The 22,330-nt window shown below is 70.8% G+C and carries 19 protein-coding genes; 10 read left to right on the forward strand and 9 right to left on the reverse strand.

Annotated features, from left to right (window positions below; translation table 11 throughout):
* Nucleotides 1-354: 354 nt before the first annotated feature.
* From fdhD to ACFWY5_RS16435, 5 genes are read right to left on the reverse strand one after another with little or no spacing between them, the layout of a single operon-like run.
* Nucleotides 355-1,212, reverse strand: coding sequence for a formate dehydrogenase accessory sulfurtransferase FdhD (fdhD, locus tag ACFWY5_RS16415; protein WP_379622032.1), 858 nt, complete (start codon nt 1,210-1,212; stop codon nt 355-357).
* Nucleotides 1,205-2,044 (reverse strand): 2Fe-2S iron-sulfur cluster-binding protein, encoded by an 840-nt coding sequence (locus ACFWY5_RS16420; RefSeq protein WP_379633102.1) that lies wholly within the window; start codon nt 2,042-2,044, stop codon nt 1,205-1,207. The genes fdhD and ACFWY5_RS16420 overlap by 8 nt, the downstream gene beginning before the upstream one ends.
* Entirely contained in the window at nt 2,044-3,789 is a 1,746-nt protein-coding gene (locus ACFWY5_RS16425; protein WP_379632669.1) for an NAD(P)H-dependent oxidoreductase subunit E, read from the reverse strand. The genes ACFWY5_RS16420 and ACFWY5_RS16425 overlap by 1 nt, the downstream gene beginning before the upstream one ends.
* Nucleotides 3,789-5,690, reverse strand: coding sequence for a molybdopterin oxidoreductase family protein (locus ACFWY5_RS16430; protein WP_379632671.1), 1,902 nt, complete (start codon nt 5,688-5,690; stop codon nt 3,789-3,791). The genes ACFWY5_RS16425 and ACFWY5_RS16430 overlap by 1 nt, the downstream gene beginning before the upstream one ends.
* Nucleotides 5,691-5,728: 38 nt before the next feature.
* A complete protein-coding gene (locus ACFWY5_RS16435; RefSeq protein ID WP_379632673.1) occupies nt 5,729-6,706 on the reverse strand; it encodes a 2-dehydropantoate 2-reductase in 978 nt (325 codons plus the stop codon).
* Between the two features lie 73 nt (nt 6,707-6,779).
* Here ACFWY5_RS16435 and ACFWY5_RS16440 point away from each other — a divergent pair, with 73 nt between their 5' ends.
* From ACFWY5_RS16440 to ACFWY5_RS16470, 7 genes are all read left to right on the forward strand, one after another.
* Complete coding sequence (locus ACFWY5_RS16440) at nt 6,780-7,901, forward strand: molybdopterin molybdotransferase MoeA (RefSeq protein WP_379632675.1); 1,122 nt, start codon at nt 6,780-6,782, stop codon at nt 7,899-7,901.
* Between the two features lie 88 nt (nt 7,902-7,989).
* Complete coding sequence (locus ACFWY5_RS16445; RefSeq protein ID WP_379632677.1) at nt 7,990-9,654, forward strand: thiamine pyrophosphate-binding protein; 1,665 nt, start codon at nt 7,990-7,992, stop codon at nt 9,652-9,654.
* 7 nt (nt 9,655-9,661) lie between these two features.
* Entirely contained in the window at nt 9,662-10,885 is a 1,224-nt protein-coding gene (frc, locus tag ACFWY5_RS16450) for a formyl-CoA transferase (RefSeq protein ID WP_379632679.1), read from the forward strand.
* Nucleotides 10,885-12,999, forward strand: a complete 2,115-nt coding sequence (locus tag ACFWY5_RS16455; RefSeq protein ID WP_379632681.1) for an acetate--CoA ligase family protein — start codon at nt 10,885-10,887, stop codon at nt 12,997-12,999. Before frc ends, ACFWY5_RS16455 begins: the two co-directional genes overlap by 1 nt.
* 157 nt (nt 13,000-13,156) lie before the next feature.
* The gene (locus tag ACFWY5_RS16460; protein ID WP_379632683.1) at nt 13,157-14,563 is read left to right on the forward strand and encodes an Nramp family divalent metal transporter; all 1,407 of its coding nucleotides are present in this window, start codon (nt 13,157-13,159) and stop codon (nt 14,561-14,563) included.
* Nucleotides 14,563-14,955: a hypothetical protein gene (locus ACFWY5_RS16465; protein WP_379632684.1), complete on the forward strand. Its 393-nt coding sequence runs from the start codon at nt 14,563-14,565 to the stop codon at nt 14,953-14,955. Before ACFWY5_RS16460 ends, ACFWY5_RS16465 begins: the two co-directional genes overlap by 1 nt.
* Complete coding sequence (locus ACFWY5_RS16470) at nt 14,952-15,911, forward strand: TerC family protein (protein ID WP_379622052.1); 960 nt, start codon at nt 14,952-14,954, stop codon at nt 15,909-15,911. The genes ACFWY5_RS16465 and ACFWY5_RS16470 overlap by 4 nt, the downstream gene beginning before the upstream one ends.
* A gap of 37 nt (nt 15,912-15,948) precedes the next feature.
* On the opposite strand, the gene ACFWY5_RS16475 is transcribed toward ACFWY5_RS16470, so the two are convergent.
* From ACFWY5_RS16475 to ACFWY5_RS16490, 4 genes are all read right to left on the reverse strand, one after another.
* The gene (locus tag ACFWY5_RS16475; RefSeq protein WP_379632686.1) at nt 15,949-16,278 is read right to left on the reverse strand and encodes a hypothetical protein; all 330 of its coding nucleotides are present in this window, start codon (nt 16,276-16,278) and stop codon (nt 15,949-15,951) included.
* Nucleotides 16,279-16,303: 25 nt separating this feature from the next.
* The gene (locus ACFWY5_RS16480; protein ID WP_379622056.1) at nt 16,304-16,468 is read right to left on the reverse strand and encodes a hypothetical protein; all 165 of its coding nucleotides are present in this window, start codon (nt 16,466-16,468) and stop codon (nt 16,304-16,306) included.
* 74 nt (nt 16,469-16,542) lie between these two features.
* Nucleotides 16,543-17,271 carry a GntR family transcriptional regulator gene (locus ACFWY5_RS16485; RefSeq protein ID WP_379622058.1) on the reverse strand — a complete coding sequence of 243 codons (729 nt, stop codon included), beginning with the start codon at nt 17,269-17,271 and terminating at the stop codon, nt 16,543-16,545.
* Between the two features lie 79 nt (nt 17,272-17,350).
* Nucleotides 17,351-18,556, reverse strand: a complete 1,206-nt coding sequence (locus ACFWY5_RS16490; protein ID WP_379632688.1) for a hypothetical protein — start codon at nt 18,554-18,556, stop codon at nt 17,351-17,353.
* A gap of 90 nt (nt 18,557-18,646) precedes the next feature.
* On the opposite strand from ACFWY5_RS16490, the gene sucC reads away from it, so the two are divergent.
* Genes sucC through ACFWY5_RS16505 form a run of 3 tightly spaced genes read left to right on the forward strand, consistent with a single transcriptional unit; the run spans nt 18,647 to nt 22,328 of the window.
* The gene (gene sucC, locus ACFWY5_RS16495) at nt 18,647-19,777 is read left to right on the forward strand and encodes an ADP-forming succinate--CoA ligase subunit beta (protein ID WP_379632690.1); all 1,131 of its coding nucleotides are present in this window, start codon (nt 18,647-18,649) and stop codon (nt 19,775-19,777) included.
* On the forward strand, nt 19,777-20,655 hold the full coding sequence (sucD, locus tag ACFWY5_RS16500) for a succinate--CoA ligase subunit alpha (RefSeq protein ID WP_379632692.1): 879 nt from the start codon (nt 19,777-19,779) through the stop codon (nt 20,653-20,655). Before sucC ends, sucD begins: the two co-directional genes overlap by 1 nt.
* Nucleotides 20,652-22,328 (forward strand): thiamine pyrophosphate-dependent enzyme, encoded by a 1,677-nt coding sequence (locus ACFWY5_RS16505; RefSeq protein ID WP_379632694.1) that lies wholly within the window; start codon nt 20,652-20,654, stop codon nt 22,326-22,328. Before sucD ends, ACFWY5_RS16505 begins: the two co-directional genes overlap by 4 nt.
* Nucleotides 22,329-22,330: the final 2 nt, after the last annotated feature.

A 22,330-nucleotide genomic window follows, 5' to 3' on the forward strand; every position in this document is an offset into this window, starting at 1 on the left:
CCGCCCGCCGCGCCCGCCGCGGGGGGGGGGGGGGGCGGGGGCCCCCCCCCCCCCCCCCCCTGGGGGTCGTGGGGGGCTCGGCCCCCCACAGAGGGGAGCCCGGAGCCTATAACGCGAAGCGCCTGTTTGCGCAGGCCCATGGGTCGTGGGCGCCCCGGCCAAGGCTCGGGGGACGGGGGGCCGGGAGGCCCCCGGCAGGGGGTCGTGGGGGCTTGGCCCCCCACTGAAGGGAGCCCGGAGCCCCTTGCGCGAAGCGCCTGTTTGGGGAGGCCCTTTTGCGCGGAGCGCCCATAATGCGCCTGGTGGGATGCCGGACGGTGTCGGGGCACCGGAGCACCGTGCGGCATCCCGTCATCATCCCGGACTGCGTCCACCGGCCGAGCCGAGGCCGGTGGCCGGGGTGACGTCGAGGCGGTGCTCGCCGGCATAGACGTTCATCGACTCCCCCCGCAGGAAGCCGATCAGCGTCATCCCCTCCTCGGCCGCCAGTTCCACGGCCAGGGAGGAGGGTGCCGAGACCGCGGCCAGCACCGGTACCCCGGCCATGACCGCCTTCTGCACCAGTTCGAAGGAGGCGCGGCCGGAGACCATCAGGACGGTTTCGCGCAGCGGCAGCAGGTCGCCGCGCAGGGCCCAGCCAAGGAGTTTGTCCACGGCGTTGTGGCGGCCCACGTCCTCACGTACGCACATCGCCTCGCCGGTCGGCGTGAACAGGGCGGCCGCGTGCAACCCGCCGGTCCGCTCGAAGACGCGCTGGGCCGAGCGCAGCCGGTCCGGCAGGGCGGTGATCGTCTGGCGGCTCAGCCTGATCGGGTCTTCGCGCGGCGTCCAGCGGGCGACGGTGCGTACCGCCTCCAGCGACGCCTTCCCGCACACGCCGCAGGAGGAGGTGGTGTAGAAGTTGCGGGGTTCAGGGCGGGGTACGCCGGGCGCCAGCCGTACATCCAGGACGTTGTACGTCTGCGTCCCGTCGGCCAGCGCGCCCGCGCAGTAGCGGATGGCGGCGACGTCGGCAGCACGACCGACGGCGCCCTCACTGACCAGAAACCCGGCGGCCAGGTCGAAGTCGTCCCCGGGGGTACGCATGGTGACGGTCAGCGGGGTGCCGTCGAGGCGGATCTCCAGGGGTTCCTCGGCGGCCAGGGAGTCGAAGCGGCGGGTGGTGGTGTCGCGGACGCGCAGGATGGGGCGCTTGATCGTCACTCTAGACATAGCCGTACCCGAAGCGTCCCTTCACGCAGAGGTTGCCGTGGGTGACGGGGTTGTCGTGGGGCGACGTCACCTTGACGATCTTGTTGTCCTGGACGTGGAGGGTGAGGTTGCAGCCGACGCCGCAGTAGCTGCAGATGGTGGTGGTCTCGCTCTGGCGGTCCTCGTCCCAGGTGCCGTCGGCGCGCATGTCGAACTCGGTCTTGAACGACAGTGCCCCGGTCGGGCAGACCTCCACGCAGTTGCCGCAGTAGACGCAGGCCGAGTCGGTGAGCGCCGCGTCCCATTCGGTGGAGATGGTCGCGTCGAAGCCGCGCCCGGCCACGGAGATGGCGAAGGAGTTCTGCCACTGCTCGCCGCAGGCGTCCACGCACTTGTAGCAGAGGATGCATTTGCCGTAGTCGCGCACGTAGAGGTCGTTGTCCACCTTGGGGGGCTGTTCGACGGTGGCCGCGTCCTCGCCGAACCTGGCGGGGTCGGCCCCGTACTCGGCCATCCATTCCTTGGCCCGCGGGGTCGTGGACAGGTCGGTGGAGGAGGCCAGCAGTTCGAGGACGACCTTGCGGCTGTGGCGGGCGCGCTCGGTGCCGGTGGCGACCTTCATCCCGGCCTCGGCCTTGCGCGAGCAGGCCGGGGCCAGCGTGCGCGCGCCCTCGACCTCGACGACGCAGACGCGGCAGGCGTTCTTCGGGGTGAGGGTGTCGCCGTGGCAGAGCGTCGGGATGTCCTTTCCCGCCGTCGCGCAGGCGTCGAGGAGCGTCGCTCCTTCCGGTACGCGTACGGCTTCGCCGTCGATCTCGACGTCGATCAGCCGCCGAGGGGGCTGCAACGGGATCACTTGAAGACTCCCAACCGGTCGATGGCGGATTCGACCGCGTTCCAGGCGGTCTGGCCGAGCCCGCAGATGGAGGTGTCACGCATGGTCTGGCCGACTTCGCGCAGCAGGACCAGGTCGGAGTGGTCGACGCGGCGGGAGAGGCGGTGCAGCGCCTCCTCCTGCCGCACGGTCCCGACCCGGCACGGTACGCACTGCCCGCACGACTCGTCGCGGAAGAACTCGGCGATGCGCAGCAGGATGGCCTTGAGGTCGACGTCGTCGCCGAGTACCAGCACGACGCCGGAGCCCAGGGTGGCACCGGCCTGCCGGGTGCCCTCGAAGGTCAGCGGGATGTCCAGGTCGGTGACGAACGCCCCGGCCGCGCCGCCCAGCAGCACCGCCCTGACCGTGCCGGTGGGCACGGCCAGGTCGAGAAGCTCCCTGAGCGTGGCGCCGAAGGGCAGCTCATAGACCCCCGGTTTCGCGATATTTCCGGATACGCAGAACAACTTGGGCTCCGCCCCCCGATAAGCCGCCGGCCCCCTCTCCAGAATCGGCAGCACGTTGACCAGCGTCTCCACGTTGTTGACCACGGTCGGCTTGCCGAACAGCCCCTTCTCCACCGGGAACGGCGGCTTGCTGCGCGGCTCCCCGCGCTGCCCCTCGATGGAGTTGAAGATCGCCGTCTCCTCCCCGCAGATGTACGCCCCCGCCCCCCGCCGCAGCTCGATGTCGAAGGAGAACCCCTGGCCCAGGATGTCCGCGCCGAGCAGACCCCGGGCACGGGCCGTGGCCATGGCGTTCTCCAGCGCGTGCCGCGCCCGCGGATATTCGCCCCTGATGTACAGGTAGCCCTTGGCGCACCCGGTGGCGTAGGCGGCGATCGTCATGGCCTCGATCAGCGCGTACGGGTCGCCCTCCATGATCACGCGGTCCTTGAAGGTGCCCGGCTCGCTCTCGTCGGCGTTGCAGACCAGGTAGTGCGGATGGTCGGGCTGGCGGGCCGTGGCCTCCCACTTGCGGCCGGTCGGGAACGCGGCGCCGCCCCTGCCGACCAGCCCGGAGTCGGTGACCTCCCTGATCACCCCGGCGGGGCCGAGCCGGAAGGCCCGGCGCAGCGCCTGGTACCCGCCCTGCGCCCGGTAGTCGTCCAGGCTCAGCGGATCCACGACCCCGACCCGCCGCAGCAGCACCAACCCGTCCTGCCCGGCCTGCGGCACCGCCGCCGCCACGGGCGGCTCACCGGCCTGACCCGCGGAATAGGGAGCGTCCACCGCGGCGGAGGGCGGATCGCCCGCGGTCAACGTCAGACAGGCCGGTGCCCGCTCGCACAACCCGAGGCACGGGCTCTCCTGCCAGGATTTCCCTGGCGGTCCGAGCCGGTCGGCGACGGCCTGCCGTACCTCGGAAGAGCCCTGAGCGTGGCAGGCCAGGTCCGTGCAGACGTGCAGCACGGAGGCGGGCCGCTCGGACAGGGAGAACAGCGAGTAGAACGACGCCACCCCGAAGGCCTCGGCGGGCGGCACGGTCAGCCGGCGGCAGATGTAGTCGAGCGCGCCCTCGCTGATCCAGCCCACCCGGTCGTTGACCGCGTGCAGCGCGGGCAGCAGCAGGTCCCGCGCCGGTTCGGCGCGGGCGGCGAAGCGCAGGTCGGCGGCGGTTCTGTCGCCGCCGTCCCACGCGGTGGCGGGCGGTCCGAGCAGCGCGTCGACGGCCGCGCGCTCCTCGTCGGTGGGCTGGGCGTCGCGGAAGCGCAGGTCCATCAGCCCACCTTCACAAGCTTCTCGACGCGTACGGCTGCCGCCTTGAACTCGGCCGTCCCCGCGATGGGGCAGGTCGCCTCGATGGTGAGGGCGTTGGTGTCGACCTCGTCGGGGAAGTGCATGGTCATGAAGACCAGCCCCGGCCGCAGCGCGGGGTCGATGAAGACGGGCGCCACGACCGAGCCGCGCCTGGAGGTGATACGCACCTCCTCCCCGGCGGTGAGCCCGAGGCGCAGCGCGTCCTCCGGGCACAGTTCGATGGTCTCGCCGCGGCGCAGCGGCGAGGCGAACCCGGAGGACTGGACGCCGGTGTTGTAGGAGTCGAGCCGCCGCCCGGTGGTGAGCCGGAGCGGGTACTCCTCGTCGAGCAGGTCCACCGGCGGCGAGTGACGCAGCACGGCGAACGGCGCCGGTGTGCCGCGCTTGACAGGGTCGCTCTGCCAGAGCCGTCCGTGCAGGTAGGGCGGTTCGACGGAGTCCTCGGAGGGGCAGGGCCACTGGATGCCCTGCAGGTCGGCCAGCCGCTGGTAGGTCATGCCGGCGTGGGCGGGGGAGAGGGCGCGCAGTTCGTTCCAGACCTCTTCGGCGCCGTCGTAGTGCCAGTCGTGGCCGAGCCTGCGCGCCAGCTCGCACATGATCCAGATGTCGTCGCGGGCCTCGCCCGGCGGGTCGAGCGCCTTGCGGACGCGCTGGACGCGGCGCTCGCTGTTGGTGAACGTGCCGTCGCTCTCGCACCAGGCGGCGCTGGCGGGCAGGACGACGTCGGCCATCTGGGCGGTCTTGGTGAGGAAGATGTCCTGGACGACCAGGTGGTCGAGCATGGACAGGCGCTTGACGCAGGCCAGCGAGTCGGCCTCGGACTGGACGGGGTTCTCGCCGATGAGGTAGCAGGCGGTGACCTCGCCCTCGGCCATCGCCTCCAGCATCTGGGTGAGATTAAGACCATATTTCGGCTGAATCCCGATATTCCAGGCTGACTCGAAGCGCCGCCGTACGGCCGGGTCGAGGATGTCCTGGAAGCCGGGCAGCCGGTTGGGGATGGCGCCCATGTCGCCGCCGCCCTGCACGTTGTTCTGGCCGCGCAGGGGTGACAGGCCGGAGCCGTAGCGGCCGACGTGGCCGGTGAGCAGCGACAGGTTGATCAGCGCGCGTACGTTGTCGGTGGCGTTGTGGTGCTCGGTGATGCCGAGCGTCCAGCACAGCTGGGCGCGGTCGGCGCGGGCGTACGCGTGGGCCAGTTCCTTGATCGCCTCGGCCGGTACGCCGGTCACCTGCTCGGCGGCGGTGAGCGTCCAGGGCTCGACCGAGGCGGCGAACTCCGCGAAGCCCGCCGTCGCCCGCTCGATGAACGCCTGGTTGTGCAGGCCGGCGTGGATGATCTCGCGGGCCACGGCGTGGGCGAGGGGGATGTCGGTGCCGACGTTCAGGCCGAGCCAGCGGTCGGCCCACTGCGCGGTGCCGGTGCGCCTGGGATCGACGGCGAACATGCGGGCGCCCTTGTGGATGCCCTTGAGTACGTGGTGGAAGAAGATCGGGTGGGCGTTCCTGGCGGCCGAGCCCCACATCACGATCACGTCGGTGTCCTCGACCTCCTGGTAGGAGGAGGTGCCGCCACCGCTGCCGAACACCGCCGACAACCCCGCCACGCTGGGGGCGTGGCAGGTGCGGTTGCAGGAGTCCACGTTGTTGGTGCCCATGACCACACGGGTGAACTTCTGGCCTATGTAGTTCATCTCGTTGGTGGAGCGGGCGCACGACAACATCGCGAAGGTGTCGGGGCCGTGCCGGTCGACGGCGCGCCTGAAGCCCTCGGCGGCGCGGTCGAGCGCCTCGTCCCAGGTGGCCTCGCGCAGCACGCCGTCCTCGCGCACCAGTGGATGGGTCAGGCGGTCATAGCTCATGATCCCTCCATTCTGTATACAGCCTACGGTATGCCTGGCTAGGCCGTAGGAGCAACGTTCTCGTTCAGCAGATCGCTCACCGCGTGGATCGCACGCAGCACCGGCACCTCGGCGCCGGTCAGGTCGGCCAGCTCGACCACCGCCGCCAGCAGGACGTCCAGTTCCAGCGGCTTGCCCTTCTCCAGGTCCTGCAGCGTGGAGGTCTTGTGCTCGCCCGCCTTCTCCGCGCCGCGCAGCCGCCGTTCGATCGACACACCCGGATCGCACCCGACCCTTCCGGCCACCTCGACGGTCTCCCGCATCATGGCCATGACCAGTTCGCGGGTGCCCTGGTGGCGGGCGATTCCGGCCATGGTGGCGCGGGCCAGGGCGCTGATCGGGTTGAAGGCGATGTTGCCCATCAGCTTGATCCACACATCGCGCCGGACGTCGGCCTCGACCGGGCACTTGAGCCCGCCCTCGACCGCGGCCCGGCTGAAGGCGGCGCACCGGGCGCTCAGCTGCCCGCCCGGCTCGCCGATGGAGAACCGGGTTCCCTCCAGGTGCCGGATGACGCCCGGCGCCTCGATCTCGGTGGCGGCGTAGACGACGCAGCCGATCGCGCGCTCCAGCGGCAACGCCGCGGTGACGGCCCCGTCCGGATCGACGCTCTCGATGCGGTAGCCCCGGTAGGGACTGTTGAGCCCGTGGAAGTACCACCACGGGATGCCGTTCTGCGCGGCGATGATGCTCGTGGCCTCGTGCAGCAACGGCTTGATCATGGGGCCCGCGGCGGCGTAGCTGTTCGCCTTGAGGCCCAGGAAGACGTGGTCCACCTGGCCGACGTGGGTCGGATCGTCGGTGGCATGGGGGTGGGCGACGAAATCGCCCCGGGGGCTGAGCACCCGTACTCCCTCGCGGCGGATGGCCGCAAGGTGCTCGCCTCTCGCGATCAGATGCACCTCGACTCCCGCCCTGTGCAGGGCGGCTCCCACGTATGCGCCGATGGCGCCGGCGCCAAGAACAGCGACTTTCATGCTGCGCTCCGTTCTCGCGTCGGAATCTGCATTCGGTATACAGTATGGAAAAATGCCAGTCAAGGAGCCGCCCATGAGCACGCTGTCCTGGGAGCGGGCCCGTGCCCTCGCCGCCGCCCGCGCCCGCCCGCCCGCACCGGCCGATCTCCCCCTCGCCGAGGTGTACGGCTGCCGCCTGGCCGAACCCCTCCGCGCCCTGGTCCCGGTACCGGGCACGGACGTGTCGGCCATGGACGGCTACGCGGTCTGCGGCCCGCCGCCCTGGCGCCTGGTGGGCAGGGTGCTGGCCGGGGGAGCGGCGTACCCGTCGCTGGCCGGCGGCGAGGCCGTCGAGATCGCCACCGGAGCCCCGGTGCCCGCACGGGCGGCGGCGGTGCTGCCCTACGAGGCCGCCGACGCCGACGGCCAGTGGGTCAAGGGCCCGGCCGAGACGGGACGGCACATCAGGCGCCGGGGCGAGGACATCCCCGAGGACGCCGTGGTGCTCGGCGCCGGAACCCTGGTCACCCCGTCCGTGCTCGGGCTGGCCGCCGGGCTGGGGCACGACCGGCTGCGCGTGGTGCCCAGGCCCGCCGTGTCGGTGCTGGTGACCGGTGACGAGGTGGTCTTCGCGGGCGTGCCGGGGCTCGGCCGGGTCCGCGATGCGATCGGCCCGATGCTGCCCGGCCTGGTCGAGTGGGCGGGCGGCCGCCTGGCCGGCGTCGCCAGGCTGCCCGACGGCGAGCGGGCGCTACGCGAGGCGCTCACGAGCCAGGACGCCGACGTGGTCGTGGTCTGCGGGGCCTCGTCGAAGGGGCCCGCCGACCATCTGCGTGCTGTGCTACGAGGCGCGGAGGTGCTGGTCGACGGGGTGGCCGTGCGTCCCGGGCATCCGCAGATCCTGGCCGGGCTGGAGTCGGGGGCCATGCTCGTGGGCCTGCCCGGCAATCCCTTCGCCGCGCTCGGGGCGGCTCTCACGCTGCTGGTGCCGCTGCTCGGCGGGCCGTACCGGGGACAGATGAGCGCGCTGGCGGGGCCGGTGCGGGCGCATCCGCGCGACACCCGCCTGGTGCCGGTCCGGCGTTCGGAGAAGGGCGCGGTTCCCGTGGGGCACGACCGGCCGGGTTCGTTGTGGGGAGCGGCGCTGGCCGAGGCCCTGGCGGCGGTGCCGCCGGGGTGGTGCGGCGGGCCCGTGGAGTTGATCGAGTTGCCGTAGAGGTCTGGACAGGCCGTTCACAAGGGAGTAACCATTGGCGTCATACGGTATGCAGTATGCGGGAGACAGTCGCCGAGAAGGGTACACGATGTCGGAAACGATCTCTGGCGGTCATCTGGTAGCCAAAGCGCTCAAGGCCGAGGGCGTGGATGTGATCTACACGCTGTGCGGCGGGCACATCATCGACATCTACGACGGTTGCGTCGATGAGGGCATCGAAGTGATCGACGTTCGTCACGAGCAGGTGGCCGCGCACGCCGCTGACGGCTACGCGCGCATCACCGGCAAACCCGGCTGCGCGGTGGTCACCGCGGGACCGGGCACGACCGACGCGGTCACCGGCGTGGCCAACGCCTTCCGCGCGGAGAGCCCCATGCTTCTCATCGGCGGCCAGGGCGCGCTGAGCCAGCACAAGATGGGCTCACTCCAGGACCTGCCGCACGTGGACATGATGACGCCGATCACGAAGTTCGCCGCCACGGTGCCGAGCACCGAACGCGTGGCCGACATCGTGTCGATGGCCTTCCGCGAGTGCTACCACGGCGCCCCCGGCCCGTCGTTCCTGGAGATCCCGCGCGACGTGCTGGACGCGAAGATCCCGCTGGAGAAGGCGCGCATCCCCAAGAACTACCGGGCCTCCACCCGGCAGGCCGGCGACCCGGAGGCGATCGAACGCCTGGCCGACATGCTCGCCCACGCCGAGAAGCCGTGCATCCTGCTCGGCAGCCAGGTCTGGACCTGCCGGGCCACCGACGCGGCGATCGACTTCGTCAGAAGCCTGAACGTGCCCGCCTACATGAACGGCTCCGGCCGCGGCACGCTCCCGCCCGGCGACCCGCACCACTTCCAGCTGTCGAGAAGGTACGCCTTCACCGAGGCCGACCTCATCATCATCGTCGGCACGCCGTTCGACTTCAGGATGGGGTACGGCAAGCGCCTGTCCCCGGCCGCCACCGTGGTCCAGATCGACCTCGACTACCGCACGGTCGGCAAGAACCGCGACATCGACCTGGGCATCGTCGGCGACGCCGGGCTCATCCTGTCGGCCGCGGTCCAGGCGGCCGGCGGCCGGATCAGCGACGCCGCCGCCCGGCGCAAGGAGTGGATCGAGGAGCTGCGCGCGGTCGAGACCCAGTCCTACGACAAGCGCCTGTCCAGGCAGCTGTCGGCCAGCTCGCCCATCGACCCCTACCGCCTCGTCCACGAGATCAACGAGTTCCTGACCGAGGACACCATCTACATCGGCGACGGCGGCGACATCGTCACCTTCTCCGGCCAGGTCGTACAGCCCAAGTCGCCCGGCCACTGGATGGACCCGGGCCCGCTGGGCACCCTCGGCGTCGGCATGGCGTTCGCGATGGCCGCCAAGCAGGCCCGCCGCGACAAGGAGGTGCTCTGCCTGTTCGGCGACGGCGCCTTCTCCCTGACCGGCTGGGACTTCGAGACGATGATCCGCTTCGACCTGCCGTTCATCGGCGTCATCGGCAACAACTCCTCGATGAACCAGATCAGGTACGGCCAGGCCGCCAAGTACGGCGAGGACCGCGCCCGCGTCGGCAACACGCTGGGCGACATCCGCTACGGCGACTTCGCCAAGCTGCTCGGCGGCTACGGCGAGGAGGTCCGCGACCCGGACGAGATCGCCCCGGCCCTGCGCAGGGCCCGCGAGTCCGGCAAGCCCTCGCTGATCAACGTGTGGGTCGACCCCGAGGTCTACGCCCCCGGAACCATGAACCAGACGATGTACAAGTGAGGCTCAGATGAAGGCTCTGGAAGGCGTCCGCGTCCTCGACATGACCCACGTCCAGTCCGGCCCTTCGGCCACCCAGCTGCTCGCCTGGCTCGGCGCCGACGTGGTCAAGCTGGAGGCGCCCACGGGCGACATCACCCGTCAGCAACTGCGCGACAAACCCGGCGTCGACAGCCTCTACTTCACGATGCTCAACTGCAACAAACGCAGCATCACCCTCAACATGAAGTCCGAGCGGGGCAAGGAGCTGTTCACCGAACTGGTGAAGGGCGCCGACATCCTGGTCGAGAACTTCGGGCCCGGCGCGGTCGACCGGATGGGCTTCACCTGGGAACGCCTGAGCGAGCTCAACCCGCGCCTCATCTACGCCTCGATCAAGGGCTTCGGCGCAGGCAAGTACGCCAAGTTCAAGGCGTACGAGGTGATCGCCCAGGCCATGGGCGGCTCGATGACCACCACGGGCTTCGAGGAGGGGCCGCCGCTGGCCACGGGCGCGCAGATCGGCGACTCGGGCACCGGTGTGCACGTGGTGGCGGGCATCCTCGCCGCTCTGTACCAGCGGGAGGGCACCGGGCGGGGGCAGCGGGTGCAGGTGGCGATGCAGCACGCCGTACTGAATCTGTGCCGGGTGAAGCTGCGTGACCAGCAGCGGCTGGCGCACGGGCCGCTGCGCGAGTACCCGAACAGGAACTTCGGCGACGAGGTGCCGCGCTCGGGCAACGCCAGCGGCGGCGGCCAGCCCGGATGGGCGGTGCGCTGCGCGCCGGGCGGACCCAACGACTACATCTACGTGATCGTCCAGCCGGTCGGCTGGCGGCCGATCGCCGGCATCATCGGCCGCCCCGAGCTGGCCGACGACCCCGAGTGGGCCACCCCGGAGGCCCGGCTGGGCAAGCTCGACAAGATGTTCCAGCTCATCGAGGAGTGGACCATCCGCCACGACAAGTGGTCGGTGCTCGACCGGCTCAACGCCGAGAACGTCCCGTGCGGCCCGATCCTGTCGACCAGGGAGCTGGCGCAGGACGAGAGCCTGCGCCAGGAGGGCATCGTCGTCGCGGTGGAGCACCCGGAGCGGGGCGAGTTCGTCACCGTGGGCAGCCCGCTGCAGCTTTCCGACTCGCCGGTGGACGTGCGCACCCCGCCCCTGCTCGGCGAGCACAACCAGGAGATCTACGGTGCGCTCGGCGTGAGCGCGGGCGAGCTGGCCGAGCTGAAGACGAACGGAGTCATCTGATGTCCGCGAGGGAAGTCATCGAGAAGGCGCTGGCCGAGGGCCGCACGGCCCTGACCGCCCCCGAGGGGAGGACGATCTGCGAGGAGTACGGCATCGCCACCCCGGGCGAGGGCCTGGCCGCCACCGCCGAGGAAGCGGTCGAAATATCAGCAAAAATCGGCTTCCCCGTGGTCTTGAAGATCGTCTCGCCGGACATCCTGCACAAGACCGAGGCCGGCGGCGTGCTCGTGGGACTCAAGACCCCCGAGGAGGTCCGCGAGGGCCACCAGAAGATCGTCGCCAACGCGCTCGCCTACGACCCCGGCGCCCAGATCGACGGCGTCCAGGTCCAGCAACTGGTCGGCGGCGGCCACGAGGTCATCGTCGGCGCCGTCACCGACCCCACCTTCGGCAAGGTCGTCGCCTTCGGCCTGGGCGGAGTCCTGGTCGAAGTGCTCAAGGACGTGACCTTCCGCCTGGCCCCCGTCTCGGGTGATGATGCCCTGACGATGCTCGACGACATCAAAGCGGCGGAGGTGCTGCGTGGGGCGCGCGGTGCCGAGCCCGCCGACCGCGCCGCCCTCGCCCAGCTCATCGAGCGCGTGGGCAGGCTGGTCGACGAGCACCCCGAGATCGTGGAGATCGACCTCAACCCCGTCTTCGCCGGCGCCTCCGGGGCCGTCGCCGCCGACGTGCGCATCCTCGTCGGCGCCGCGCCCCCGCCGGTCGAACGCCTGCCGAGGGAGCGCATCCTCGACCAGATGACCCGCATCTTCAAGCCGCGCGCCATCGCCGTCATCGGCGCCTCCGCCGAACAGGGCAAGATCGGCAACTCGGTCATGCGCAACCTCATCAACGGCGGCTACCAGGGCCAGATCTTCCCGATCAACCCCAAGGCCATCGAGATCATGGGGCTGCCCGCCTACAAGAGCATCGCCGAGGTCCCCTACGACGTGGACGTCGCCGTCTTCGCCATCCCCGCCGCCTTCGTCGCCCCCGCGCTGGAGGAGGCGGGCAAGAAGGGGGTCGCGGGCGCGATCATGATCCCGTCGGGGTTCGCCGAGACCGGCAACGTCGACGGGCAGCGTGAGATCGTCGAGATCGCCCGCCGGCACGGGGTGCGGATGCTCGGGCCCAACATCTACGGCTACTACTACACGCCGGAGAACCTCTGCGCCACGTTCTGCACGCCGTACGACGTGAAGGGCAGTGTCGCGCTGACCTCGCAGAGCGGCGGCATCGGCATGGCCATCCTGGGCTTCAGCCGTACCACCAAGATGGGCGTCTCGGCGATCGTCGGCGTCGGCAACAAGGCCGACGTCGACGAGGACGACCTGCTCACCTTCTTCGAGCAGGACGACAACACCCGCGCGGTCGCCATGCACCTGGAGGACCTCAAGGACGGGCGCGGCTTCGTCGACGCCGCGCGCAGGGTCGTCAGGAACAAGCCCGTCATCGTGCTCAAAGCCGGGCGTACGGCGATGGGCGCGCGGGCGGCCGGCTCGCACACCGGAGCGCTGGCCGGCGACGACAAGGTCTACGACGACATCCTGCGCCAGGCCGGAGTCGTGCGCGCCCCCGGGCTCAACGACATGCTGGAGTACGCCAGGGCGCTGCCGCTGATGCCCGCCCCGCAGGGGGAGAACGTCGTCATCATCACCGGCGCGGGCGGATCCGGCGTGCTGCTGTCCGACGCGTGCGTGGACGCCGGGCTCACGCTCATGGACATCCCGGCCGACCTGGACGAGGCCTTCCGCGCCTTCATCCCGCCCTTCGGAGCCGCGGGCAACCCCATCGACATCACCGGCGGCGAACCGCCGTCGACCTACGAGAACACGGTCAGGCTCGGGCTGTCCGACGAGCGCGTCCACGCGCTGGTCCTCGGGTACTGGCACACGATCGTGACCCCGCCCATGGTCTTCGCCGAACTCCTCGCCCGCGTGGTGGCGGAGGAGCGGGAGAAGGGCAACGTCAAGCCGGTCGTCGCGTCCCTGGCCGGTGACACCGAAGTGGAGGAAGCCTGCGCGTACCTGTTCGACCACGGAGTCATCGCCTACCCGTACACGACTGAGAAGCCGGTGGCCGTGCTCGGCGCGAAGTATCGCTGGGCCAGAGCGGCCGGACTGCTGCGTTAAGAGCCGGACGCGGCAGGCGAGGGGGCACATCGGGGCAGCCCACAGGAACCAACCTTTCCCCCCAGGAGGTCCTTAGGTGGACACATCCAAACCATCGGCGGCCGCAGCGCCACCGGTTGAGGACGAACGCGTATGGAAAGCGGGCCGGCTGGAGCCGATGCCCATCAGAAAACTGCCCGACGCGCCCCCGTCGGTGCACATTCTCGGGCCGACCGTCTTCCTGGTCGCCCTGGGCGTGGGGATGGGCGAGTCCTACATGTGGCCCAGGCTCGTCCTGCTGTTCGGGCCGGAGATCAGGTGGTTGTTCCTGATCGGCGTCACCCTGCAGGCCGTCGTGATGCTGGAGATGGCGCGGTACGCGATGGCGACGGGGGAGAGCATCTTCTCCGGCGCCGCCCGCGTGTTCAAACCGATCATGTGGTTCTTCTTCGTGACGGCCATCGCCGTCTACATCTGGCCGGGCCACCTGTCGGCGGGCGCGGCGGCCTTCGAGGAGATCACCGGCATTCCCTGGGTGGTCACCGCGGTCATCGGGCTCATCCTGGTCGGGGTGGTCTTCTCCCTGGCCAAGGTGATCTACAACGTGCTGGAGAACCTGCTGTCGGTGCTCATCGGCGTGCTCGTGCTCAGCACCGCGGTGGTCGCGGCGATGGTCGGCTCCTGGGGTGACGTGATCTCCACGATCACCGGCATGTTCTCCTTCGGCTACCTGCCGCCCGAGGCGCTGTCGGCCGCGTGGTTCCCGGTCATCGTCGGGGCGTGCGCGTTCGCCGGGCCGTCCGGGATGCAGCAGATGTGGTACACGCTGCACCTGCGCGACTCCGGCGCCGGCATGGGCGCGCACATCCCGCGCATCCGCGGCCTGCGCCACGCCGGCGAGGAAGAGGCGATGCCGGCGCGCGGGTTCATGTTCGACACCGACGACCCCGCCGAGATGGCCAAGTGGAAGGGCTGGCGGCGCTGGGTCACCTTCGACGCGCTCCTCCTGTTCTGGGGCGTGACCATGCTGGTCACGATCTCGTTCACGGTCATCGCCCAGGCGGCCGTCCGGCAGAACCCCGGGGTGCGCGCGGTCATCTCCGGCGACGACCGCGAGGTGGCGCTGACCGCCATGTCGAACGCCGTCTCCTCGGCCGGCAGCTCGGTGCTCGGGGTGGTCTTCCTCGGCTTCATCGCGCTGATCGGCCTCAACGCCACGCTCGGGCTGTTCGACTCGTTCTCGCGCGGGCAGGCCGACATGACCTACAACTTCGTGCCCGGCGCCCGTAAGCGGAAGATGTCCCACCTGTACGCGGGCTTCCTCTGGGGCGTGATCATCTTCGGCATCCTGATCCTGCTCTTCGGCCCGGCAGACGGGCCCAGCGGGATCCTGGACACGCTGGCGTTCCTGTCGACGTTCGCCATGGGCGCCTACTGCGTGACGCTGCTGCTGGTCAACAACCGCATGCTGCCCAAACCTATCCGGCCGAAGTGGTGGACCAACGTGATCGTCGGCTTCGGCGCGGTGTTCTACCTGGGCATGCTCTTCTACAGCCTGTTCGCGTTCGGCGTGGTCGTGGACTGATGGCGATCCGGCACAGCCTCGAACCCGCCCTGCCCGGGGCGGCGATCGGAGCCGTCGCCGGCGTGGCCGCCGGGGGGCTGACCCTGCTCGCGGGGCAGCCTCTCGGACGGGCCGCGCTGTCGGCGCTCGCGCTGGCCGTACCCCTGGCGCTGTGCGGCGGCGCGTACGGCCTGCTCATCGGACGCTGGCTCTTCCGGCCCGGGGCCTTCGCGCCTGTCGCCCTGTTCTGGATGGTCGCGTTTCCGATGTCCAGACTCATCCAGGAGAGCCTGGCCGGGGTGGGGATGCGGGACGGCGTCCTGTTGTTCCTGGCCTACCAGGCGATGGTGAGCGTCGGCTTCGCCATCGGCTTCGTGTGGCTGCACGAACGCCTGACCGTGAGGAGACGATGAACCTGCCCCTGTGGGTCTGGCTCGCCACGATCGGCGGCTTCGGCCTCATCCTCGCCCTCGACTTCTACCTCGTCGCCCGAAACCCGCGCGAACCCTCCTTCAAGGAGTGCGTCGGCTGGGTCTCCTTCTACGTCTCCCTCGCCGTGCTGTTCGGCTTCGGGCTGCTGGTGTTCTCGGGTCCCGCGCACGGCGGGGAGTTCTTCGCCGGCTGGATCACCGAGTACTCCCTCAGCGTCGACAACCTCTTCGTCTTCCTGCTGATCATGAGCAGGTTCCGGGTGCCGCGGCAGTACCGGCAGAAGGTGCTGCTCATCGGCATCGTGCTGGCGCTGGTCATGCGCGGCGGCTTCATCGCGGCCGGAGCCGAGGCGGTGACCCGCTTCGACTGGCTCTTCTACGTCTTCGGCGCCTTCCTCGTCTACACCGCGTGGAAGCTGATCGGGCACGAGGAGGAGGAAGCGGAGTTCTCCGAGAACATCGCGCTGCGGACGGTACGCCGCGTGCTGCCGGCCACCGACACCTACCACGGCGCCCGCCTGACCGTGCACCACGGCCGCCGCATGGTGACCCCGATGCTCATCGTCATGGTCGCCATCGGGACCACCGACCTGTTGTTCGCCCTGGACTCCATCCCGGCCATCTTCGGCCTGACCAAGGAGCCCTACCTGGTGTTCACCGCCAACGCCTTCGCGCTCATGGGGCTGCGGCAGCTGTTCTTCCTGATCGGCGGGCTGCTGGACCGGCTCGTGTACCTGAGCAAGGGACTGTCGGTGGTGCTGGCGTTCATCGGGGTGAAGCTCATCCTGGAGGCGCTGCACCACGACGGCGTGTCCTGGGCGCCGGAGATCCCGATCCTGGTCTCTCTCGGCGTCATCCTCGGGACGCTCGCCGTCACCACGGTGCTCAGCCTGCTGAAGTCCCGTGCCGTTCGGGACAAGGAGCCGGCTGAGCGCTGACACGGCCGCGGGCGGGCACGGCCGGTCCGCCCGCGGCTTAGACGCCTTCGAGCTTCGCTACGAGCCTGGCCAGCAGGTTACTTGTCTCCATCTGATTGGCCTTGATGTCGTTGATGTCATCTCTCATGACGGCCATGGATTTCTCCATGTTGCCAACCGACCGCTGAAGGACGCCTATGTCGCCCTTCATCACGACGATGTCGCCCTTCATCACGACGATGTCGCTCTTCATGACGACGATGTCGCTCTTCATCTCGGCAATGTCGGCCTTGACGACCGTCATGTCCGCTTTCAGGTCGGAGATGTCGCTTCGCATCTCCTTGATGTCGGTTTCAACGCTGTCCATGCGTTGTTCGAGGTACGGCATGGAAACAAGGGTACCGGCGGGGCTGTCACGGTCGAGGGGATCTGTGGATATCGCGGTCGGCGGTCCACAGGCGCAGGTAGCGGTCGGCCTGCTCGGCCGAGTACTGCCTTCTGAGCGCGGCGCTCAGGCCGACGCCGAAGGAGCGTCCGTCTCCGCTCTGGCCCATGGGATCACCGCGGAGAAAGCTCATCAACGCCTTCATCGTCACGTCACCTCCTGTCCGGTGTCATCCTCTGCCCGAGGAGGGGTCTGGTAATCGGCGGGTCAGCCGGTGCGGCGGCGGCGCCGTACCGGCTTGGGGGCGGGTTCGACGGGCTGGCCGGCGCGCGACTCCAGGTAGGAGGCGCGGGTGTGCTCGGTGTGCTCGCGCATGATCCGCGCGGCGGTCGCCTCGTCGCGGGCCTCGATGGCGTCGATGAGCGCGGTGTGCTCCTCCCACGAGGTCATGCCGCGCCGCCTGGCCACGGGCGTGTGGTACCAGCGCACCCGCCTGGCCACCTGGGCGGCCAGCTCGGCCAGCACCTTGTTGCCCGACAGCGCCGTCACGAGCGCGTGGAGCTCGGAGTTGGTGGCGACCGCGCCGTCGACGTCGTCCGACCGCACCGCCGCGACGCCGCGCGCGCACAGGGCGCGCAGTTGCCGCACGCCGTCCTCGCCGGCGTTCTGCGCGGCCAGCCGCGCCGACTCGGTCTCCAGCAGCGTGCGTACGGCGAGCAGCTGGTCGGCCTCTTCGAGGGTCGGCACGTGGACGAAGGCGCCCTGGCCGGGGAAGAGGTCGACCCAGCCTTCGCCGCTGAGCTGCTGGAGCGCCTCGCGCACCGGTTGCCTGGAGACGCCGAGCAGCTCGGCCAGCTCGCTCTCGACCAGGTGCTGACCGGGCTTGAGCTGGCCGGAGACGATGAGCTCCTGGATGGCCTCGATGACGCTCTCGCGGAGCGTGGCGGGGCGGGGAATCTTGGCCGCGGTCTGACCGGCCTGATCCGACAGCAACATGTTCGCGGCTCCACTAACGGTTTGTCGTCGACTGCCTACAGCATACAGTTTGCGCTTCTCACCTTTCCGGTGAGCCTCATCACACGGGGATCGTGACCGGCCTGCCGGGCGCGCGCAACCGGCGGGCGGCCAGCGCGGGCAGCCCCGCGCACGCGGCGGCGAGCAGGAGCGCGGGCGCGGCGGACCCGGACAGCGCGAGCCAGCTCAGCGCCACCGCCACCAGCCCGGCCGCGGCCTTGGCGCTGTAGACGACGGGATGGATGGTGCCGGTGCCGGCCACGCCGAAGTAGTCGCGGACCAGGCTGGCGACCAGCGGGTAGAAGGCCCCGCCGCCCAGGCCCGCCGCCACCGCCCCCGCCCAGATCCCGAGCGAGGTGCCGGTGCTCGCGTGGGCGGCCAGCAGGAGCTGGCCCAGCGCGAGCAGGGTGAGCACGACGGCCAGCACCGCCGTACGGCCCAGCGCCTCCGAGCACCGCATGGCCAGCGCCCTGCCCGCCCCGTTGAGCCCCACCAGGATCGCCACCGCGCCCCAGGCGCCCGACGCGGCCACGATGACCACGTCGGCGATCGAGACCGCGCCCGCGCCCACCAGGATGGCCGCCAGCACCGGCAACGCCCTGGTGCGCAGCGCCTGGGCCAGCGAGAACTCGCGGAGCGCCCCGGGCGTGCGGCGCAGGACGGCGGCGTCCAGCGCGTACGAGCGGGGGTCGACGGTGTCGGGCCACCACAGGGGAGGCGGCATGCGCAGGTGGCGGGCGGCGGCGCCGATGACCAGGGCCGCGACGATCCCGGCGGCCAGGAACGCCTGGTGGAGCGTGCCGGGGAACAGGCCCGCCCACAGCAACAGCGGCAGCGCCCCGTAGCCGAAGGCGCCGGTCACCAGGCCGACGCGCAGGGCGGGCCGTTCCGGGTGCCAGGCGGCGACGGTCTCGCCGCACACGCCGTAGACGAGTCCGGCGCCCAGGCCGCCGAGTACGGCGTACACGGTGAGGAAGGGCCAGGAGCCGCCGAGGCCGAGGGCGAGGAGGCCGGCGGTGGTGAGGACGGCGCCCGCGGTGAGGGAGAGGTGGCGGCGCAGCAGGGCTCCGGCCGCCTGGCAGACGATCCACACGCCCAGCGGGATGAGCGCGGCCTGGTCGCGGGTGAGCAGGGCGGCGTAGCCGTATTGGAGGGGGGCTATGGCCGCCATCGAGGCCCAGGCGAGCCAGAACGTGCGCGGACGGTCGGCGGGTACGGGGCCGGGCAGGTACGCGCGGCCGCGCCAGTCTCGGATTGCATTCTCCATACTGTATGGAATATCCACACGATCGGATACTTGTCGAGCCTCTGGACGAGGAATATTCCATACGGTATACCGTCTACAAAGGAGGCTCGCATGGACCTGTACGAGTACCAGGCGAAGGAACTCTTCGGTCGCCACGGCATCCCGGTCCCGCTCGGCGACGTGGCCCGCACCCCCGCCGAGGCCCGCGCGATAGCAGCCGAGATCGGCGCTCCCGTCGTCATCAAGGCCCAGGTGAAGACCGGCGGCCGGGGCAAGGCGGGCGGCATCAGGGCCGCACCGGGGCCGCGGGCGGCCGAGGAGGAGGCCGAGCGCGTCCTCGGGATGGACATCAAGGGACACCTCACCCGCGCCGTGCTCGTGGAGGTGGCCACGGTGCCCTTCGAGGAGTACTACGCCGCCTTCCTCGTCGACCGGGCGGTCGGGTCGTTCCTGGCGATGGTGTCGGCGCAGGGCGGCATGGAGATCGAAGAGCTGGCGGAGCGCGACCCCGGCGCGCTGGTCAGGCTGGCGATCGACCCGGCCGTGGGCGTGGACGCCGGCGTCGCCCAGCAGCTCGTGGCCAAGGCGGGCCTGCCCGAGGCGGCCGCGGCCACGCTGCAGCGGCTCTGGGACGTCATGGTGACCGAGGACGCCCTGCTGGTCGAGGTCAACCCGCTCATCCTCACCACCGACCAGCGGATCGTGGCGCTCGACGGCAAGGTCACCCTGGACGACAACGCCGCGTTCCGGCACGAGCGCGTACCCGAGGAGCCGACCGGCGGCCTGGAGGACCGCGCCCGCGCGAAGGGGCTCAACTACGTCAAGCTGGACGGCCGCGTGGGCGTGATCGGCAACGGCGCCGGGCTGGTCATGAGCACGCTCGACGTCGTCGCCGGGGCCGGCGCCGACCCGGCGAACTTCCTCGACATCGGCGGCGGCGCCTCCGCCCAGGTCATGGCCGACGGGCTGGAGATCATCCTGTCCGACCCGGACGTGCGCTCGGTGCTGGTCAACGTCTTCGGCGGCATCACCACCTGCGACGCGGTGGCCACGGGCATCGTCACCGCGCTGGAACTGCTGGGTGAACGCGGCCGGGCCCGGCCCATCGTGGTCCGGCTGGACGGCAACAACGCCGAGGTCGGCCGGCGCATCCTCAGCGACGCCCGGCACCCGGCGGTCCGCCAGGTGCCCACCATGGACGGCGCCGCCCAGCTGGCGGCCAGACTCGCGGCAGGTGCGTGATGGCGATCTTCCTGACCAGGGACAGCCGCGTGCTCGTCCAGGGCATGACGGGCTCCGAAGGCGCCCGGCACACCTCGCGCATGCTGGCCGCGGGAACCAACGTGGTGGCCGGGGTGACGCCCGGCAAGGGCGGGCGCACGGTCGACTTCGGCGAGCGGACGGTTCCGGTCTTCGGCTCGGTCGCCGAGGCCGCGGGCGAGACCGGCGCCGACGTGTCCGTCGTCTTCGTGCCGCCGCGCTTCACCGGCGCGGCCGTGGAGGAGGCGGTCGTGGCGGCGGTGCCGCTGTGCGTGGTGATCACCGAGGGCGTGCCGGTGCACGACGCGATCAGGTTCCGCGCCCTGGCCCGCGGCGGGACGCGGATCATCGGCCCCAACTGCCCCGGCCTGATCAGCCCCGGCCAGTCGTCGGCCGGGATCATCCCCGCAGACATCACCACCGCCGGGCGCATCGGCCTGGTCTCCAAGTCGGGCACGCTCACCTACCAGCTCATGTACGAGCTGCGCGACCTGGGCTTCTCCACCGCGGTCGGGATCGGCGGCGACCCGGTCATCGGCACCACGCACATCGACTGCCTCCAGGCGTTCCAGGACGATCCGGGCACCGACGCGATCGTGATGATCGGCGAGATCGGCGGCGACGCCGAGGAGCGGGCCGCCGCCTACATCTCCGCGAACATCACCAAACCGGTCGTCGCCTACGTGGCCGGCTTCACCGCCCCGGAAGGCAAGACGATGGGCCACGCCGGCGCGATCGTCTCCGGTTCCTCGGGTACCGCGCAGGCCAAGAAGGAGGCGCTGGAGGCGGCCGGCGTGCGGGTCGGGCGTACCCCGTCGGAGACCGCGCGGCTCATGCGGTCGGCGCTGGCCATGACATGACGCGCGTCCCCTGCATGGAGGCGGTGGCCGCGGTGCTGGAGTCGGAGGGAGTGACCACCGTCTTCGGCGTGCCGGGCGCCGCCGTCCTGCCCCTGTACGCCGCGCTCCGCCACAGCTCCATCCGGCACGTCACGGTACGCCACGAGGAGAGCGGCGCCCACGCCGCCGACGGCTGGGCCAGGGCGACGGGCGACGCCGGCGTCTGCGTCGGCACCTCGGGCACCAAGATGGTCGCCGGTCTCCACGCCGCGCTGGCCGACTCCGTCCCGATGATCTGCGTCACCGGCCAGGCGGCCGGCATCGTGGAGATCGCCAGACCCGTCACCAAATGGGCCGTCCGGCTCAAGGAGCCCGCCCAGGCGCCGTGGGTCTTCCGCGAGGCGTTCAGGGTCGCCCGCTCCGGCCGGCCCGGCCCGGTCCTCATCGACCTGCCCGTCGACGTGCGGCGCGGCACCTGCCTCTACGACCGCGCGCTGGACGCGCCGCTGCCGGTCACGGTCCCGCGCCCGCTGCCGCAGGTCGTGCGCGCCGCCGTCGACCTGGTGTGTACGGCCAGGCGGCCCCTCATCCTGGCCGGAGGCGGGGTCGTCGGCGCCGGGGCCTGCGCCGAACTGCTCGAACTCGCCGAACACCTCCAGATCCCCGTCCAGGTCACGCTCATGGGCAAGGGCGCCTTCCCCGAGGACCATCCCCTGTTCGCGGGCATGGCCGGGATCCAGACGCAGACCCGCTGGGGCAACGCCGCGTTCCTGGCCAGTGACCTGGTGCTCGCCGTCGGCGCCCGCTTCGGCGAGCGGCACACCGGCGACCTGGACGTCTACCGCAAGGGCCGCCGCTTCATCCACGTCGACATCGAGCCCACCCAGTTCGGCAGGGTCTTCGAGCCGGACTTAGGGGTGTTCGGGCATGCCAGGCCCGTATTGGCTGAGATGGTGGCGGAGGCGCGCAGCCGTACGGCGGCCCTGCAACCCGGCAAATGGGTGCGCAGGGTCGGCGAACTGCGCCGCACGATGGCACGCCGCGACGACTTCGACGACGTGCCGATCAAGCCGCCCCGCGTGTTCAGGGAGATCAACGACTTCTACCCGCGCGACACCACCTTCGTCACCGTGTTCGGGCTCCACCAGATCTGGTCGGGCCAGTTCCAGACGACCTACCTGCCCCGCCGCTACCTCGTGCGCGGGCAGGCCGGGCCACCGGGATGGGAGGTGCCCGCCGCGATCGGCGTCAAATGCGCCCATCCTGAACGACAGGTCGTCGCGGTCGCCGGCGACTCCTCCTTCCCGTTCGTGATGGAGGAGGTCGTGGTCGCGGCGCGGTACCGGATCCCGTTCGTCATCGTGATGATCAACAACGAGTGCCTCGGGCTGATCGGGCAGGCGGAGCTCCCGTACGACATGAACGACGCCGTGGACCTCCACGACGGCGAAGGCGGCGTCGACCACGTCAAGGCGATGGAGTCCTTCGGCTGCCCGGCCCGCCGGGTGGAACGGCCGGGCGACATCCGGGACGCCCTGGCCTGGGCGTCCGCCGAGGCGGCGCGGAAGCGGCTGCCCGTGCTGGTGGAGGTCATGGTCGAGCGGGAGTCCAAGGCGGCCATGGGCCCCGCGCTCGACGCGATCAAGGAGTTCGAGCCCCTGCCCGAGCTCGTCACCGTCGACTGGTCGGACTAGGA

The organism is Nonomuraea sp. NPDC059007 (assembly GCF_042740555.1).
Taxonomy (GTDB): Bacteria; Actinomycetota; Actinomycetes; order Streptosporangiales; family Streptosporangiaceae; genus Nonomuraea.

Bases quoted from the DNA above. Each gene is read 5' to 3' on its own strand.
- ACFWY5_RS16465 (WP_379632684.1), top strand. From the start codon at position 14,563: ATGGCGATCCGGCACAGCCTCGAACCCGCCCTGCCCGGGGCGGCGATC.
- sucC (WP_379632690.1), top strand. From the start codon at position 18,647: ATGGACCTGTACGAGTACCAGGCGAAGGAACTCTTCGGTCGCCACGGC.
- ACFWY5_RS16480 (WP_379622056.1), bottom strand. From the start codon at position 16,468: ATGAGCTTTCTCCGCGGTGATCCCATGGGCCAGAGCGGAGACGGACGC.
- ACFWY5_RS16490 (WP_379632688.1), bottom strand. From the start codon at position 18,556: ATGGAGAATGCAATCCGAGACTGGCGCGGCCGCGCGTACCTGCCCGGC.
- ACFWY5_RS16455 (WP_379632681.1), top strand. From the start codon at position 10,885: ATGTCCGCGAGGGAAGTCATCGAGAAGGCGCTGGCCGAGGGCCGCACG.
- ACFWY5_RS16440 (WP_379632675.1), top strand. From the start codon at position 6,780: ATGAGCACGCTGTCCTGGGAGCGGGCCCGTGCCCTCGCCGCCGCCCGC.
- ACFWY5_RS16505 (WP_379632694.1), top strand. From the start codon at position 20,652: ATGACGCGCGTCCCCTGCATGGAGGCGGTGGCCGCGGTGCTGGAGTCG.
- ACFWY5_RS16485 (WP_379622058.1), bottom strand. From the start codon at position 17,271: ATGTTGCTGTCGGATCAGGCCGGTCAGACCGCGGCCAAGATTCCCCGC.
- sucD (WP_379632692.1), top strand. From the start codon at position 19,777: ATGGCGATCTTCCTGACCAGGGACAGCCGCGTGCTCGTCCAGGGCATG.
- ACFWY5_RS16435 (WP_379632673.1), bottom strand. From the start codon at position 6,706: ATGAAAGTCGCTGTTCTTGGCGCCGGCGCCATCGGCGCATACGTGGGA.
- ACFWY5_RS16430 (WP_379632671.1), bottom strand. From the start codon at position 5,690: ATGAGCTATGACCGCCTGACCCATCCACTGGTGCGCGAGGACGGCGTG.
- ACFWY5_RS16475 (WP_379632686.1), bottom strand. From the start codon at position 16,278: ATGCCGTACCTCGAACAACGCATGGACAGCGTTGAAACCGACATCAAG.
- ACFWY5_RS16445 (WP_379632677.1), top strand. From the start codon at position 7,990: ATGTCGGAAACGATCTCTGGCGGTCATCTGGTAGCCAAAGCGCTCAAG.
- ACFWY5_RS16425 (WP_379632669.1), bottom strand. From the start codon at position 3,789: ATGGACCTGCGCTTCCGCGACGCCCAGCCCACCGACGAGGAGCGCGCG.
- frc (WP_379632679.1), top strand. From the start codon at position 9,662: ATGAAGGCTCTGGAAGGCGTCCGCGTCCTCGACATGACCCACGTCCAG.
- fdhD (WP_379622032.1), bottom strand. From the start codon at position 1,212: ATGTCTAGAGTGACGATCAAGCGCCCCATCCTGCGCGTCCGCGACACC.
- ACFWY5_RS16470 (WP_379622052.1), top strand. From the start codon at position 14,952: ATGAACCTGCCCCTGTGGGTCTGGCTCGCCACGATCGGCGGCTTCGGC.
- ACFWY5_RS16460 (WP_379632683.1), top strand. From the start codon at position 13,157: ATGCCCATCAGAAAACTGCCCGACGCGCCCCCGTCGGTGCACATTCTC.